15 protein-coding genes are annotated in these 15582 nt (G+C 61.4%); 5 read left to right on the plus strand and 10 right to left on the minus strand.

What is annotated here, in order from left to right:
- Positions 1 to 27: 27 nt before the first annotated feature.
- From AB7813_RS07165 to AB7813_RS07195, 7 genes are all read right to left on the minus strand, one after another.
- Complete coding sequence (locus tag AB7813_RS07165; protein ID WP_439064148.1) at positions 28 to 813, minus strand: SDR family NAD(P)-dependent oxidoreductase; 786 nt, start codon at positions 811 to 813, stop codon at positions 28 to 30.
- Between the two features lie 62 nt (positions 814 to 875).
- A complete protein-coding gene (locus AB7813_RS07170) occupies positions 876 to 1589 on the minus strand; it encodes an ABC transporter ATP-binding protein (RefSeq protein WP_439064149.1) in 714 nt (237 codons plus the stop codon).
- Positions 1589 to 2356: an ABC transporter ATP-binding protein gene (locus AB7813_RS07175; RefSeq protein WP_439064150.1), complete on the minus strand. Its 768-nt coding sequence runs from the start codon at positions 2354 to 2356 to the stop codon at positions 1589 to 1591. Before AB7813_RS07175 ends, AB7813_RS07170 begins: the two co-directional genes overlap by 1 nt.
- Entirely contained in the window at positions 2356 to 3360 is a 1005-nt protein-coding gene (locus tag AB7813_RS07180) for a branched-chain amino acid ABC transporter permease (RefSeq protein ID WP_439064151.1), read from the minus strand. The genes AB7813_RS07175 and AB7813_RS07180 overlap by 1 nt, the downstream gene beginning before the upstream one ends.
- Positions 3357 to 4262 (minus strand): branched-chain amino acid ABC transporter permease, encoded by a 906-nt coding sequence (locus AB7813_RS07185; protein WP_439064152.1) that lies wholly within the window; start codon positions 4260 to 4262, stop codon positions 3357 to 3359. Before AB7813_RS07185 ends, AB7813_RS07180 begins: the two co-directional genes overlap by 4 nt.
- A 147-nt stretch (positions 4263 to 4409) precedes the next feature.
- Positions 4410 to 5672 (minus strand): ABC transporter substrate-binding protein, encoded by a 1263-nt coding sequence (locus AB7813_RS07190; protein WP_439083262.1) that lies wholly within the window; start codon positions 5670 to 5672, stop codon positions 4410 to 4412.
- Between the two features lie 267 nt (positions 5673 to 5939).
- Complete coding sequence (locus AB7813_RS07195) at positions 5940 to 7550, minus strand: flavin-containing monooxygenase (RefSeq protein WP_441227965.1); 1611 nt, start codon at positions 7548 to 7550, stop codon at positions 5940 to 5942.
- A gap of 163 nt (positions 7551 to 7713) precedes the next feature.
- On the opposite strand from AB7813_RS07195, the gene AB7813_RS07200 reads away from it, so the two are divergent.
- Positions 7714 to 8631, plus strand: a complete 918-nt coding sequence (locus AB7813_RS07200) for a LysR family transcriptional regulator (RefSeq protein WP_089263791.1) — start codon at positions 7714 to 7716, stop codon at positions 8629 to 8631.
- 204 nt (positions 8632 to 8835) lie between these two features.
- On the opposite strand, the gene AB7813_RS07205 is transcribed toward AB7813_RS07200, so the two are convergent.
- Positions 8836 to 9798 (minus strand): Bug family tripartite tricarboxylate transporter substrate binding protein, encoded by a 963-nt coding sequence (locus AB7813_RS07205; protein ID WP_439064155.1) that lies wholly within the window; start codon positions 9796 to 9798, stop codon positions 8836 to 8838.
- 207 nt (positions 9799 to 10005) lie between these two features.
- On the opposite strand from AB7813_RS07205, the gene AB7813_RS07210 reads away from it, so the two are divergent.
- The 3 genes from AB7813_RS07210 to AB7813_RS07220 all read left to right on the plus strand — a co-directional run bounded on the left by AB7813_RS07210 (position 10006) and on the right by AB7813_RS07220 (position 13105).
- Entirely contained in the window at positions 10006 to 10917 is a 912-nt protein-coding gene (locus AB7813_RS07210; protein WP_439083261.1) for a LysR substrate-binding domain-containing protein, read from the plus strand.
- Between the two features lie 101 nt (positions 10918 to 11018).
- Complete coding sequence (locus AB7813_RS07215; protein ID WP_439083260.1) at positions 11019 to 12185, plus strand: CaiB/BaiF CoA transferase family protein; 1167 nt, start codon at positions 11019 to 11021, stop codon at positions 12183 to 12185.
- On the plus strand, positions 12182 to 13105 hold the full coding sequence (locus tag AB7813_RS07220; protein WP_441227966.1) for an HpcH/HpaI aldolase/citrate lyase family protein: 924 nt from the start codon (positions 12182 to 12184) through the stop codon (positions 13103 to 13105). Before AB7813_RS07215 ends, AB7813_RS07220 begins: the two co-directional genes overlap by 4 nt.
- Positions 13106 to 13279: 174 nt before the next feature.
- Here the strand turns inward: AB7813_RS07220 and AB7813_RS07225 are convergent, their stop codons facing one another.
- Positions 13280 to 13588 carry a hypothetical protein gene (locus AB7813_RS07225; RefSeq protein ID WP_439064159.1) on the minus strand — a complete coding sequence of 103 codons (309 nt, stop codon included), beginning with the start codon at positions 13586 to 13588 and terminating at the stop codon, positions 13280 to 13282.
- Between the two features lie 151 nt (positions 13589 to 13739).
- Here AB7813_RS07225 and AB7813_RS07230 point away from each other — a divergent pair, with 151 nt between their 5' ends.
- Entirely contained in the window at positions 13740 to 14132 is a 393-nt protein-coding gene (locus tag AB7813_RS07230) for an AprI/Inh family metalloprotease inhibitor (protein WP_439064160.1), read from the plus strand.
- A 155-nt stretch (positions 14133 to 14287) separates the two neighbouring features.
- On the opposite strand, the gene AB7813_RS07235 is transcribed toward AB7813_RS07230, so the two are convergent.
- Complete coding sequence (locus tag AB7813_RS07235; RefSeq protein ID WP_068732448.1) at positions 14288 to 14557, minus strand: hypothetical protein; 270 nt, start codon at positions 14555 to 14557, stop codon at positions 14288 to 14290.
- Positions 14558 to 15582: the final 1025 nt, after the last annotated feature.

Raw genomic sequence — 15582 nt, forward strand, 5'->3', positions numbered from 1 at the left:
GCAGTGTACGGGTTGACGTAACGGCGATCAGCGCGCCGGCGGCACGCCGCCATAGGTCGTCAGATGCGAACTCGCGAGCCACCCAGCATCAATCGGAAGATTGATCCCGGTAACCGCCGACGCGTCGTCGGACAGCAGAAACGCGACGCCGCGTCCGATTTCTTCCGGATCGACCATGCGTCCCAGCGCGGAGCCTTCGATCAGCAGTTTCGGATCTCGCGTCCCACGTTCGATGTTGGCGAGCACCGGTGGGGTTCCCACATAGCCCGGCGACACCGCATTGACCCGCACACCCGAACGGCCCCAATCGGCCGCGAGGCACGCCGCCATATGAACCGCCGCAGCCTTCGAGGGCGCATAGGCATGCAGTGGCGCAGTGCGCGACGCGGTGACCGAACCGGTGATCACGATACCACCGCGGCCGCGCGTGACCATCCGCTTGCCGGCCGCGAGGCAGGACACGTAGACGCCGCGCAGATTTGCGGCGATCACTTTGTCGAATTCGGCGAGCGGCAGGTTCTCCGCGCGGCCGCCCGACTGGATCACGCCGGCATTGGCGAACAGCGCCTCGACCGGCCCCAGCCGCGCCTCGATATCCGTGAAAGCCGCTTCGGTCGCGTGTTCATCAGTCACGTCGAACGGCACTGAATCGGCGCCGATCTTCGCTGCAGATTCCTGATTGGCCTTCGCATTGATATCTGAAATGACAACGCGCCATCCGCGCTCGATTAAGATACCAGCTGTGGCCAGACCGATTCCGCTTGCTCCGCCCGTCACCACGGCGATGCGGCCGCGCCCTTCATCTCGTTTCATCGTTGCACTCCCGTTGTCCGTTTCTTGTTGCACGCAGCAAAGCTGCGCGGATGGCGACGGTGCTAGACCGCAAGATAGCGTTGCTTGATGTCCTCGTTGTGCCGGAGTTCGTCGATGGTCGCGCGATAGACGATCTGGCCCTTGTCGATCACCGTGGCATGGGTCGCGATACCCAGGCAGAAATGCATGTTCTGCTCGGCCAGCAGAATTGTGACGCCCATGCCGCGCAGCGTCTTGATAAGTTCGCCGATGGCCTGGACGATGATCGGCGCGAGGCCCTCACTGGGCTCGTCGAGCAACAACACATCGGGATTGCCCATCAGCGTGCGCGCGATGGTCAGCATCTGCTGCTCGCCACCCGACAGCCGGCCGGCCAGGCGGTCCTTCATCGAGGCGAGGATCGGAAACACTTCATAGATGCGCTCGCGATTCCAGTGATGGTCGCCGCGCGGCCCCTTCTTGGCGGCGACGATGAGATTGTCATCGACCGTATGGTCGGGGAACACCTGCCGGTTCTCCGGAACGTAGCCGATCCCCGCGCGCGCGATCCTGTAGGACGGCCGACCAGCCAGCCCCTGCCCTGCGAGCGCAACCTTGCCGCGGCGTGGCGGCGCGAGGCCGGCGATCATTTTGAACGTGGTCGACTTGCCGGCGCCGTTACGGCCGAGCAGCGCCATGGTTTGCCCCTGCTCGACCGCGAGATCGACGCCGAACAGGATCTGGCTGGCACCATAATAGACGTCGGCCGCTTCGACATGAAGGAACGGGTCGGCCATCATGCCTCTCCCACCGCTGCGGAGAGATGATGATCGGCGCCAAGATAGGCGTCGATGACATCCTGATTGCGCCGGATCTCGTCGGCCGTGCCCTGCGCGAGCACGGCGCCGTATTTCAGGACGTGGATCTTCTGGGCGATCTTGAACACGATATCCATGTCATGCTCGATGAAGAGCACCGTCATCTTCTTGACCTGCCACAGATGTTGCACCTTGCCGATCATGCGCCAGCGCTCATCCGGACCCATGCCCGCCGTCGGCTCGTCGAGCAGCAGCACCTTGGGCTCCATGGCGAGCGCAAGACCGATATCGAGCAGCTTTTGGTCGCCATGCGAAAGATTGCGCGAGAGCGTTCCGGCCTTGTCCGCGATCCCGAGCAGTTCGATGATCTCGTCGGTCCGTGCCCTGGCTTCCGCGACGGGAAACCGCCGCAGGAAGGTCCATGACTTGCGCAAGTGAGAGATCACCGTCGCCATGATCGCCTCGGTGACAGTCAGGCTGGGAAAGATCTCGGCGACCTGAAAAGCCCGCGTCATGCCAAGACGTACGACCTCAAGGCTCGATTTGCCGACGATATCCTGCCCGTCGAAAATGATCTTGCCGGAGTTCGGCCGGAACGCCCCCGAGATCAGGTTGAAGAAGGTGGTCTTGCCCGCGCCGTTCGGTCCGATGATCGCCGTGAGCGAGCCATCGGGAAAATCGATCGAGACGTTGCGCGTGGCGTGAACACCGCCGAAGCGCTTGTCGAGGTTCTGCACCGAGAGCATCAGGCGATCCTCTCCTTGACGAAGGCCGCCTCTTTGGCGGGAGCCGACCTGGCCTCTTTGCGTCGCTGCAGAAATTCGACGACGTAATCGGCGATGCCCTGCCGCAGGCCCAGCACGATGGCCAGAATAGCGATGCCCAGCACAAGGCCGTGATATTCGGTGTAGATGGATACGAAATGCTCGAGCAGGCGCAGCAGGATGGCGCCGATGATCGGCCCGACGAAGAGCTGCGAGCCGCCGAGCATGATCATGAAGATGGCCTCGCCCGACGTCGTCCAAAAACCGAATTCCGGATAGGCGCCGGAGACGAACAGCGACAGCAGGATGCCGGCCACGCTGGCCATCGCACCGGCGAGGATGAACACGCCGAGCTTCATGCGAACGATATCGACGCCGAGGTAATTGGCCCGGTTCGGATTGTCACGGATCAGGCGCAGCGTATAGCCGAACGGCGACTGCCATACCTGACGCATGATCAGGATACAGACGACGAAGATGCAAGCCGAGAAGATATAAAGCGACACACCGCTGCTGAGATCGATGCCGAAGAACGGGGGCCGCGGAATGCCGCCGCGCAACCCCTGATCGCCGCCGGTCAGGCTGACCCAGGTCAGGATGATTGAGTGGATGAACATCTGGAACGCCAGCGTGATGAAGGAGAAATAGATTTCCTTCAGGCGCACGCAGATCGCGCCGATCACCAGAGCAAGTACCGACGTACCGAGCACCGTGATGAGAATTGCGATTGGTATCGACACGCGGCCGGACTGCATCAGCAGACCGAACATATAGGCGCCGGATACGAAGAAGGCAGCGTGTCCGAACGAGACCAGCCCCGTGAGCCCCACGAGGAGATTCAGCGACATCGCCAGCAGCCCATAGGCCATCACATAGATGAGGAAGTCGCGCAGCGACGGCTTGGTGAAGATGAACGGTGCGACAATCAAAACGATCAGCACGGCAGCCGCAAAGAGCAGATCGCGCAGGAACCCCGCTTTCATCATCGCGCGATCTCCCGGCCGAGCAGACCGCTGGGCTTGACGATCAGAACGACGGCCATCATGCCGAACATGATCCCGTCAACGAAGAGCGGAAAGCCGATCGCTCCGAAGGCCCGCGTGAAGCCGATGAGCAACGCTGCGATCAGCGCGCCGACGATCGATCCCATCCCGCCGATCACGGTGACGATGAAGCTTTCGATCAGGATCGATAGACCCATACCCGGCGTCAATGTGCGTGTCGGCGCCGCGAGGGAGCCGGCGATACCCGCCAGCATGCTGCCGACGCCAAACACGGCCGCGTAGAGCAGCGTCGTGTTGATCCCGAGTGCGCCGACCATCTGCGGATTGATGGCGAGGGCGCGAATGATCTTGCCGATCCGGGTCTTCTCGATTGCGAGCCAGAGCATCGCGCCGATCGACAGGCTCGCGACGATCATGAAGACATAATAGGCCGGAACGAAGCCGCCGGCGAATTCAAGCGGCGGAAGCGCGAACACGTCGGGCATGCCCATCATCTTGTACTCCGGGCCGGCGATGATCTTCACCAGATCGTCGAAGATCAGGATGATGGCGTAGCAAACCAGCAACTGCATCAGGATGTCCTTGCCATACACCTTGCTGATGATGAACCGCTCAAAGATGACCCCGATCAGGCCTGCCCCGAGCGCGCCGGCCAGGAACGCCAGTAAAAAGCTCTGCGTCGCCTGATAGGTGAAGAAGGCGATATAGGCGCCAGCCATATAGAACGCGCCATGGGCGAAATTGATGACGCCGAGCACGCCGAAGATCAGCGACAGGCCGGACGCCACCATGAACAGCAGCATGCCGATGATGAGCGCCGTCGATATCTGCGTCACGGCGCAGGCTGACGATGACAGGCAGGAGGCAAGGGCTTCGAGGTTCACAGCGCAGTCCTTTGATGGTCTGACCTTCGATGGTCTGAACGAGCCTGTTCCGGCCGCCGCGAACGGCAGGCCGGATGTGCGACGGAGCCGCCGAGCCCGTCGCAATGCGACGGGCCGCGTCATCTAGCGACGACGCCCGCAGACAGCTCAGGCGTAACCCTTTTCTTTCTTCCACTCCTTCTCGAGCTCGACGATCTTCGACCATTCCGTATCGACGTAATCGACCACCCAGGGTGACTTGCTGACCGTCTTGCCCCATGCGACGGGGTAATTGATGATCGTATGATCGCTGTCACGCATGGTGATGCCGGCACCGCCAAACGGCTTCTTCACCGTCATGCCGGAGATTTCCTTGGCCAGCGCAGAACTGTCGGTATTGCCGTTCGTGCGACGCAGCGCCTCGATAATGAATTGCGACGCCGCGTAGTTCTGCCACGCCCAGTTGGTCGGCTCGTGCGGCGCCACCTTGACATAGGCATCGCAGAAGGCGGTGTTCTCGGGTGAACTCGGAAATCCGTTGTTGTACCGATAGGCCGTGTTGAGTCCCTGCGGCAGGTTCTTGATTGCCGTCAGGATCGGCGGATCGCCAAGACCACCGGAGAAATAGGCGGTGTTCTGGAACAGGCGATACAGGTTCGACTGCTCGATAAACGCGACGAGATCGCCGCCCCACAGCGCCGAATAGACCGCCTGCGGCTTCACCTGCATCAGCTTGGTGATGCTCTCGGTGTAATCGGGCGCAAACAGTTTCGGCCAGAGCTGATCGACCACTTCGATCGACGGCTCGAACACCTTGGCGTATTGCAGAAATTCCGCGGTGTTGTCGCGGCCATAGGCGTAGTCGGGCGAACAGGTCGCCCACTTCTTGAGCCCCTTCTCCTTGGCAATCTTCGCTGCGTAGCTACCACCTGCGACGGCATCATGGATGCCCTGTCGGGCGCATCTGAACACATTCTTGCTGAACTGCTTGGGGTCTGCCGTCAGCGACGAGGTTTCGCTGCAGGTATGGAGGCAAAGAATGCCGAGATCGCGCACGACCTCATGCACCGCGAAGCTGCCCGACGACGCCTCGCCATCGATGATGATATCGCAACCGTCGTTGTTGATGAGATCGCGCGTGACCTTTGCGGCTTCATCGGGACGACCTTTGGAATCGCGGTCGACCACTTCGAATTTGCGGCCGTTGATGCCACCGGCTTCATTGATCTGATTGAAAGCGAGCTGGACTGCAAACCGGCTGGACGTGCCGAGGATCGCCACGCGCCCCGACAGGATCGTCGGCAGGCCGATCTTGATCACCTTCGCCTGCGCTCCGGCGACATGCGGCGCGCCGAATGCGGCAAGGCCTACCATGGCGCCAGCGCCCTTGAGGACGCGTCGGCGTGAAATGCCCTTGGTCGTCTTGGTCATTGAACCCTCCCTGATTTTGATGTCCGGCTTTGCCGGTACAGATTTTATTATTTCCAGATCAGCGTCGTCTTCCCGTCGCTTGCTCTCCTCACTAGGTTCTCTCGTCGATCAGCGCACTCCGAAGATCGTGCCGCAGGAACGGCGCGCTGTCCAACGGACTTTCCGAATACCTCGCGCAAATTCGCGGCAGCGAAGGTTAGGGACCGATGCTGCGGCGTCGACGCCTGTTGCCCGCGGAGCCCGCTTGGACATCCGCGGCATGTGCCGTTAGCTCAGCGCGAAACCGCGATAACCGCTTTGTGCGACGTCGTCACAGATCGAGGTGTAGCGCGCAAGTCCGCCGGCATAGGGCATGAAGACGCGCGGCTTGCCCGGCACATTGGCGCCGAGATACCAGGACGAGCTGGCCATCGGCAGCAGCGTCGCGTCCGCAGCTTCGTTGACATGCGCGACCCACTTTTCGGTCGAGTCGGTCCTGGCCTCAATCCGCTTGAGACCCTTCGCGCGCATGTCGCGAATACAATTGGTGATCCAGTCCACATGCTGCTCGATGGCAATCGGCATGTTGCATAGCACCGACGGGCTACCAGGACCGGTAATGGTGAACAGATTCGGGAATTTCGGCGACTGCAGGCCGAGGTAAGTGCGCGGGCCGGCCGCCCAGGCATCCTTCAGCTTCGTACCCTGGCTGCCACTGATGTTCAGATTGACGAGCGGCCCAGTCAGGGCGTCGAAGCCCGTCGCGAACACGATGATGTCGAGCTCGTACTCCTGCTTCGTTGTCCGGATACCTTTCGCCGTGACCTCGACGATCGGCTCTGCCTTGAGATCGACCAGCAGCACATTGTCCCGGTTGAATGTTTCGAAATAGCCACTGTCGATCGGCGGGCGCTTGGTCGCAAAGCCATGATCGCGCGGCGTCAACATCTCTGCGACCGCCGGATTCTTGACGACGGTCTTGATCTTGTCGCGGAGGAAGTCTGAGGCCGTGAGGTTTGCCTCGACGTTCTGCAGGACATCGGAAAACGATGCACGGAAGCGCAATCCGCCGCGCTCCCACGCCTTTTCATAGATCTCCTGCCGCTCCGCATCGGACACCGACAGCGCGGAACGCGTCGAGATCGTGAACGGATGTCCGTTGGTGCCGGCGCGCGCAAGACGCCAGATCTCGTCGTAATTGTCCCTTGTATGCTTGATGTCGTTCGCCGTCACCGGGCCGTTGCGCGCCGGAATGCTGTAATTTGCCGTACGCTGGAAAACCGTGAGATGTCTTGCCTGCTCGGCAATGACAGGTGCGGTCTGAATCCCGGTCGATCCGGTTCCGATCTGGCCCACACGCTTGCCGCTGAAATCGACGCCCTCATGCGGCCACAGGCCGGTATGGTACCATTGGCCCTTGAAGCTATCGAGGCCCTTGATATCAGGCACATTGGCTGTCGAGAGACACCCCACTGCCGTAATCAGGAATGGCGCGGAGAAGAACTGTCCGTTCTTCGTCTGCACCGTCCAGAGATTGGCATCGTCATCGAACGCGGCCGCGGTGACCTCGGTGTTCAGCCGGATATCGCGCTTGAGATCGAGCTTGTCGGCGACGAAATTCAGGTATTTCCGGATTTCAGGATGTTCGGGATAGCGCTCACTCCAGCTCCACTCCTGCTCGATCTCCTTGTTAAAGGAGTAGCAATAGTAATAGCTCTCGGAATCGCAGCGCGCGCCCGGATAGCGGTTCCAGAACCAGGTCCCGCCGATGCCATCGCCCTTTTCAAGCACAACGACGTCGAGGCCGAGTTCGTCCCGTAATTTGTGCAACTGGTAGAGGCCTGAAAATCCGGCGCCGATAATGATCGCGTCACAGGCATGGCTCGATTGTTCGTTCACTGCAAAAGCAGTGCTCTCCTTGCTCGCCAACGGTCGTCTCCCCGTTCGTTTATGAGCGGCTTCGCATGGCCGCGCTATTGCCTCGAAGGCTAGAGATTTGCCGGATGGCTTTCCATACTCTATCGTTCAAACCTGATGTGAATTTCCGTCACAAGAGAAAAACGTGAACCGCTACACAGAGATGCAGGTTTTCGTCAGGGCCGCGGAAGACGGCAGCTTCTCTGCAGCGGCCCGAAACCTTGCCATCACGCCGTCCGCAGTCAGCAAGCTGATTGCGCGGATGGAAGAACGGTTGGGCGCGCTGTTATTCCGCCGTGCGCACCGCAACATCGTCATGACTCCGGAGGGAGAGGTCTTCTATCGGGCGGCGCTTGCAGCCATCGAAGCCGTCGAGGCCGCTGACGCGACGATCTTCAGCGGCAAGCTCGGTCGCGAAACCCTGCGCATTCGCTCGATGCCGATCTTCGGACAGGTCATCCTCGCCAAGAAGCTCCCGGAGTTCTGCCGGCAGCATCCCGACCTTCAGGTCGAACTTCAGCTGCGGATCGATCCCGGGCCGCTACTCGACGAGGGAACCGACGTTGCGATTCATGTTGGGCACCTCAATGACTCCTCGCTCGTGGCCACGCGATTTACGAGCACGCGATGGATCATTTGTGCGTCGCCGAGCTATCTGGCCGAGTACGGCACGCCGTCACATCCCAACGAGTTGGCGGACCACGCCTGTCTCAATTTTCATTCGTCCATTGCCGCCAGCACATGGACCGTTCGCGGTGCCGATGGCTTGTCCACACCGCTCGCCGTCAAGAGCCGTGTACGCTCGAACCAGGCTTCGATCCTTATCGAGTTCGCGCGCGCTGGCCTCGGCATCGTGCGATTGGTCGAAGTCCAAATCGCCGACGATCTCGCCCAAGGCCGCTTGGTCGAGCTCTTTCCGGAACATCAGTGCCCGGAGGAACATCCCATCTATGCGGTGTATCAGAGCCGCCGACTGGTAAGTAACCGTGTCAGGGTCTTCTTGGACTTCCTCAAGACGAAACTACCCGATCCGCCGCCTTGGCGGTATTGGCGGGACCAATAGACGTCCGCTTTGCGCCACAAGCGGCCTGTCCAACTCAAAATAACTTAATGCCTAAGCGTGACGTTAAGTTGCTCGCGGGCGAGCATCTGGGCTCAACGGCGCCAATCAGATCCAGCCCATGCAAAGACACTTAACCTCGAGATAGTCATCGATCCGGCCTAGCCGCGCAGCGATCTCGCGAGAGATAAATTCATCTCGCGCGTGTCAGGGTTCGAGCTTCGCTTCCTTCACGATGATCGACCAGCGGTCGACCTCCGAGTTGATGAGTTGCTGCAAGGCCGTGCGGCCTTGCGCAGATGGCGCCTGCGCCGCCAGTTCGGCGAAGCGCGCCTTAACGTCTTCATTCTCGAGCGACTTGGCGAGCGCCGCTTCCAATCTGGCGATCACTTCGGGCGGCGTGCCGGCAGGGGCCGCCAGCGCATTCCACACTTGCAGATCGAATTTCGGCAGATTGCTTTCGACGAAAGTCGGCACGTCGGGCGCCTGCACCAGTCGCTGCGGCCCGGTGACGCCGATGGCCCGCACCAGCCCGTTTTGATGCGCCGGAATCATCGTGACGGTTTGGTCGATCACCGCCTCGATATTGCCAGCGATCAAATCCTGGATGGCAGGCCCCGAGCCACGATAGGGCACCAGCATCGCATTGGTCTGCGTCAGATAGAGCAACATCGCTGCGGCGAGCTGCGCGGTCGAACCCGCCCCGGATTGCCCGAAGGTGATGCGGTTGTTCGGCACCTTGAGGCGCTCGACCAGTTGGCTCAGATTCTCGATGCCGCTCTTTTTGCTGACCGAAAGCATCATCGGGACATTCGCGAACACGCCGATGCCGGTCAGGTCCTTGCGCGGATCGAAGCCCAGATTCGGATACAGTGGCACGATCGCCGCCATCGAGCCCATATTACCGAAATTGAGCGTGTAGCCATCGGGTTTGGCCCGAACCACGCGCTGGGTGCCGATCGTGCCGCCGGCACCACCGACATTCTCGACGATCACCGTCTGTTTGAGTTCGGCGCCGAGTGCCTTGGCGAGAATGCGAGCCAGCACGTCCGTGGTGCCACCGGCCGCATAGGGCACGACTAGCGTGATTGGGCGGTCCGGATAGCTGTCCGCCCGTGCAGACGTAAGCGAAGGTGCGATCCAGAGCAGTGCAATAAACAGAAGGCGCACGTGGACCCTCCCCTTGATATTTGCCGATGGGCGCTTGGCGCGCCTTTGTTGTCCTTCTGGCATACTCGCCGGGCTCCGTCCCATAGGCTGTTGCTCTGAGGGGTATAAGATCGGGCACCGGCCCCATCGCCGCCGCTGGTAATGGCCAGCGAAGTGCGGTTCGGTGTAAGCAAACGAGCTTGCCCGCATCTTCACTGGATCGATGCCTTGGAACTGAGACAGCTTCGCTACTTCGTCAACGTGGTCGACATGGGCAGCCTGTCGAAGGCCGCGGTGCTGCTCGCGGTGTCGCAGCCCTCGCTGAGCCAGCAGATCGCCGCGATGGAGCACGACCTAGGCGTGCCGCTTCTGCTGCGTAGCGCGACGGGCGTGAAGCCGACCGATGCCGGCGCCAAACTGTATCGTCATGCCCGCATCGTGTTGCGGCAGATGCAGGAGCTCGCGGCCGACATTGCTGACGAGGGCAGCGGCGCCGTCGGACCCGTGGCCGTCGGCCTTCCCACCAGCATCGCCTCGGTGCTCGCCGTGCCGCTGGTAGAGCGCCTGCGGCACGACCACCCCGGCGTGAAGCTCCAGCTCTTCGAGAGCTTCAGCGGCTATCTCAACGAGTTGCTGGCCAATGGCCGCCTTGACATGGCCATTCTGTTTCGCAGCTCCGACGCGCCGGGCATGACCGTCAGGCCGCTGTTTACCGAGCAATTGTCCGTATTCGGCGCCCCCGGCATAGGCGATCCCGAAGCGACGACCTGCGATCTCGCATCCCTGGCCGATGTCCCGATGGTCCTTCCGGACAGAACCAACGGGCTGCGCCTTCTCGTCGAGCAAGCGTTCTCGGAAGCCGGCGTGCCGCTGAATGTGATGTCCGACATCGACTCCCTGCCGGTTATGATGAAACTCGTGCGCAACGGCACCGCCGCGACGATCAACTCCTCCGGGGTCGCCCGGGTCGCAGAAACACCCATCCTGTCGAGACGACTGGTGAACCCCGCCATCAATCGCACCGTGAGTCTCTGCCTGCCGACCGGCATCCCGCAGACCGCAGCCGCGCTGGCCGCGGAGGAGACGATCCGCACGCTGGCGCGCGAGCACGCGGCGGTCTGGGACAAGGCCACTGACTGACCCGCCATTGGTTCAGCCTATACCGGCGATGGCAAACCAGTATGCCCCTGCGCGCATCGCTGCGGTTAAGAGTGCGCGGAGCAAAATTGTCGGGACAGCAGATGGACCAAGAAAAGCGCGCCTTGCCCCTGTCGGGCGTCACCGTGGTATCGCTCGAACAGGCGATTGCTGCACCCTTGGCCAGCCGACATCTGGCGGATTGGGGCGCCCGCGTTATCAAGATCGAGCGGCCGGGACGCGGCGATTTCTGCAGGGATTACGACTTCGTCCTGAACGGCATGTCGAGCCAGTTTGTCTGGACCAACCGGTCGAAGGAAAGCCTGACGCTCGACATCAAGCAGCCGCAGGACCGCGACGCGCTGGAAAGCCTGCTCGCCGGCGCCGACGTCTTTCTGCAGAACCTGGCGCCGGGAGCGGCGCAGCGGCTCGGGCTGGATGCCAAGGCGCTGGTTGAGCGCTTTCCCCGCCTGATCGCTTGCGACATCTCCGGCTACGGATCGGGCGGACCGTATAGCGACAAAAAGGCCTATGACCTGCTGGTGCAATGCGAGACCGGCCTGCTCTCGATCAACGGTTCGGAAGACCATCCCGCCAAGGGCGCCATCGCCATCGCGGATATCGCCACCGGCATGTATGTGCTGAACGGCGTTCTGATGGCGCTCTATGCGCGCGAACGCACCGGCCGCGGCACCGCCTTCGAGGTGTCGCTGTTCGATGCGATGACCGAATGGATGAGCTATCCCTCGCTCTATACAGCGGGCGCCGGAAAGCCGCTGAAACGGACCGGCATGCGCCACGCCACGATCGCGCCCTACGGTCCGTTTCGCGCCGGCGACGGCAAGACGGTGTTTTTCGGAATCCAGAACGAACGCGAATGGCTTTCGCTCTGCACGAACGTACTGGATGACGCCGATCTCGCCATCGATCCGCGATTCGTGACTAATCCGGATCGCATGACCAACCGCGACGAGCTCGAACGTCTGATCGAAAGCCGCATTGCCGGCGCCACCAGCGACCAGTTGCTGGCCCAGTTGGAGCAGGCCTCGATCGCCAATGCGCGCCTCAACAGCGTCGAGGAATTTCTCGATCACCCGCAACTGCATAGCCGTCATCGCGTCGTCAATGTCGGTACGCCGAATGGCGCTGTCACCAGCTATCTCCCGGCCATCACGATCGCCGGCCTGACGCCGCAGATGGGTCCGGTCCCCGCGGTCGGGCAGCACACCGACGCGATCCTCTCTGAACTCCGAGAACGAGCCCGCTTATGACCGCCCCTCGACTGACGCGGACCTATCTTGCCGTGCCGGCGCATCGCGAACGCATGGTCGAGCGCGCCGCGGGATCTACGGCGGACGCCGTGTTTCTCGATCTCGAAGACGCTGTCCCCGTCGGCGAAAAGAACGCCGCCTTGCGGACGGCGATCGATGCCATCACGCGGCTGGACTGGGGGCAGAAGACCGTCACGGTTCGCATCAATGCGATCGACAGCCCGTCCATCGCGGAGGAAGTCGAAAAACTGTCCGGCCTCGCAAGGCTGGACGCCGTCTTGCTGCCGAAAGCGGAACGCGTGGCCGATGTGATCGGCATCGGCCAGCGGCTGTCGCAGCATCGCGGCGACCGAAACCATCCGCTGGAGCTTGAGCTCCTGATCGAAACCGCGCTCGGCGTGGTCAATGTCGATCCCCTCGCCGCTGCGCATGCGACGGTCGCCGCGCTGCATTTCGGTGTCGGCGATTTCAGCGCCTCGATCGGCGCGCGCAGCGACGAGATCGGATTGTCCCCCCGCGACTACAGGCACGTCGCCTCCTCAGCGGAGGAGCACCGGGAAACAGCGCTCGACCTCTTCGCCTATCCGATGATGCGGATTCTGATCGCGGCGCGCGCCTTCCAGCTGAGGGCGATCGACGGGCCTTTTGGCGCATTCCGGGACAACCAAGGCACGCTCGGCTCCGCGGTCAAGGCGGCAAGCATGGGCTATGACGGCAAGCAGGTGATCCATCCCGACCAGATCGAGCCAACGCGCTCCGCATTCGTCCCGTCAGCCAGCGACATCACTTCGGCGAAACGTGTCATCGAAGCGATGCGTGCCGCCGAACGGGACGGGCATGGCGCCGTGACACTGGACGGCCGGATGCTCGATCTCGCCAATTTGAGAATGGCCGAGCGCATCCTTCGCTTTGCGTCATAAAGGACTGGGCCCGGTTCACTCGCGCTTGCTTCTCGCAAACACGCGTTGCCGCATCGTCGGATGGCTTGCAACAGCTCGTTGAGGACGAGAACTGACAGCGGTGCTGTCACGTGCACACCCTCCCCGGACGACGCTCGCGGTCGCCGCCGAGTCGTCACGTCCTGGATGACGGATCTACCAGGTCTGGTTCCGCGAATTGTCTCCAACGCCGTAACCGTAGCCGGGATAGGACTGCGATACCCCGCCGGGCGCCCCAACATAGCTACCATAGGCATCACGCGGAGATGTGCGCCTCACCTGCCGGTTCTTGCGTGCCGCACTGATATCGGTGGATGTGACAACAGCGGGCGCGCTGATCGATTGCAGATATGCGGGCGCCGATGCAGCAACTGCAGGCTGGGCTGCGCCAACGGCAATAACCACCAGACTCGCAAGGCCGCTGGCGCGGATGATCGATGGGAGCGTGAGTTTCTTCGTCGACATGGCATTGTCCTTTTTGTTGCGCGGCCTCTCGGCCTCGTTGCAAGCGACGAGACAGACATTGGGGCGCACATGCCCGTTACAACCGTGATGCTCGTAACAAGGCCGTGACGTGGCTACGGTACAGTTGGAAACATGCGAGGGAGTGCGCGATATGAAATGGGGCGCCGTGATTGCCGTCGCGATGACGATCTCATCTGCCGCCTCGGGGCAGACCCTCAAGCTGATGGATCTCAAGGAGGTCGATCCGGCGCTGCTCAGGGATATCTACGGGACCAGGGAACTCCAGGACACCAAGGGCAGGAAACGCTGCCGCGTGGTTTTGAAGAGCGGAAGCACCATCGGCGGCTCACAGATCGACGTGGCCAAGGACTGCGCCAGGACTTTCCCCGTCATGGACGAGATCGCGGCGTGGCGGCTCTATGAGGGATGGACGATCGGCTTTGCCGACGCGACCCGCAAACTGCGCATCCGGTTCTCGACGCCGGACAACCGCTATGTGGCGGAGCCGGAGACCGACGGCATCTTCACCATCGTCAAGAAGTAGCGGCTCATCACCCTGCTCGGGTCAATCTCGGCCAACGACCTGACCCGATCATTGCGGCTCGCATCTCTTGCGGCTCACGCCGCAATTCGAGCGAGACCCACGCTGCCCCGGCGGGCATCGCGCCTGCCGAACCACCGCGAAAACACGTAGTCGGATCAGTGAACCGTCGACAGCCAGGCGCGGGCATCGCGCTGCGCGGCTGCGATCTCGACATCCGACATCATCTCGGCTACTTCGCGGCGCATCGGGATGGCATCGACCCGGCCCTTGAGGGCAGCGAGGTTGAACCACTTGTGCGCGGCGACGAGGTCAACGATCCCCGAACGGCCCGACGCCCAGTACAGACCGCGCTCGAACAGCACGTCCTGGATGGCGGTCTCTGCGATCGGCATCGCAGCTTCAAAATCGATCTGCCCCTGAAACATCGGTCATTCCTTTTTTTGCTTTTGCCGCCCCAACCGAGCGCGGCTCCTGTCCGTTATTTGATGCAATCCCAACCGCCGTTTGCCGGCTTGTTGGGATCAATATGACCGATCAAATTTGAAGAGCAGTTTAAGTATCGGGATGAACGAAATCTGAAGAGCCGAAGCCGAAACCGGCTCATACGCCGCCAAAAACCCAGCATTGATGCGGGTTTTCTGCATTTTGGCGGAATTCGGTTTACCCTGCTGTTTGGGGATGCCGTAACCATCTCGGCAGCGTCGGCGACCAGGGATATTAAAAGGGCCTGCTCCGCACATGCGACGACGCCAACGCGAGAGACGTCACAGCGAGCAGATCAAAAGCTATTCGGGATCGGGACATTCAAAGCGCCGGGGATGAACCGCACCGGCAAAAACGAGGGCGTCGGCAACACGTCAGGATCATATCTCATGTGGCCGGAGCCACCGATGAAACTGCGGACCAATGATCCGCACCGAATAAAGAACGCCAATCACGGGATGACCGGCTTCTTTGCCGGACCGGCTCGCGGGAAGAGCAAGCCCTGCCCCGGAGTGACGGTCCAGCCGTTTGACCTGATGTCTCGCCGACACCCTCTTTCGTCGACCAGAGCTGCGATCAATATCCGCTTCGAGAAGCAAATTGTCGTCAAGGCTCTCGTGACGTCGCCGGCGTTGCCACCGGCGTCGATCGTGGCAGAAGAAGTTACTTCTTCTTGGCGACCTTCTTGGTCTTCTTCGCGGTCTTCTTCACAGCGCTCTTCGCTGCCTTCTTGACGGTCTTCTTGACTGCCTTCTTCGTAGCTTTCTTGGCCATGTTGCCCTCCATAAAGAGATGACTTGATCGCTGCGTGCACTCGGGAATCGAAATGCACTTCATCCCGAATACACCAACGATTTCAAAAGAACAGTCTCTCGCTTAAGGAAGTGTTGATGAGCGCAACGCGCCACTTCCCCCACGGGCTCAGTCACAACTTGAAATCCGGCATGCGGGGTGGCGCGAGAAACGC

Origin of the sequence: Tardiphaga sp. 20_F10_N6_6 (genome assembly GCF_052076045.1) — a bacterium.
Taxonomy (GTDB): Bacteria; Pseudomonadota; Alphaproteobacteria; order Rhizobiales; family Xanthobacteraceae; genus Tardiphaga; species Tardiphaga robiniae.

Coding starts and splice junctions, on each gene's coding strand:
- AB7813_RS07165 (WP_439064148.1), bottom strand. CDS start 813: ATGAAACGAGATGAAGGGCGCGGCCGCATCGCCGTGGTGACGGGCGGA.
- AB7813_RS07170 (WP_439064149.1), bottom strand. CDS start 1,589: ATGGCCGACCCGTTCCTTCATGTCGAAGCGGCCGACGTCTATTATGGT.
- AB7813_RS07175 (WP_439064150.1), bottom strand. CDS start 2,356: ATGCTCTCGGTGCAGAACCTCGACAAGCGCTTCGGCGGTGTTCACGCC.
- AB7813_RS07180 (WP_439064151.1), bottom strand. CDS start 3,360: ATGATGAAAGCGGGGTTCCTGCGCGATCTGCTCTTTGCGGCTGCCGTG.
- AB7813_RS07190 (WP_439083262.1), bottom strand. CDS start 5,672: ATGACCAAGACGACCAAGGGCATTTCACGCCGACGCGTCCTCAAGGGC.
- AB7813_RS07215 (WP_439083260.1), top strand. CDS start 11,019: ATGGACCAAGAAAAGCGCGCCTTGCCCCTGTCGGGCGTCACCGTGGTA.
- AB7813_RS07220 (WP_441227966.1), top strand. CDS start 12,182: ATGACCGCCCCTCGACTGACGCGGACCTATCTTGCCGTGCCGGCGCAT.
- AB7813_RS07225 (WP_439064159.1), bottom strand. CDS start 13,588: ATGTCGACGAAGAAACTCACGCTCCCATCGATCATCCGCGCCAGCGGC.
- AB7813_RS07230 (WP_439064160.1), top strand. CDS start 13,740: ATGAAATGGGGCGCCGTGATTGCCGTCGCGATGACGATCTCATCTGCC.
- AB7813_RS07235 (WP_068732448.1), bottom strand. CDS start 14,557: ATGTTTCAGGGGCAGATCGATTTTGAAGCTGCGATGCCGATCGCAGAG.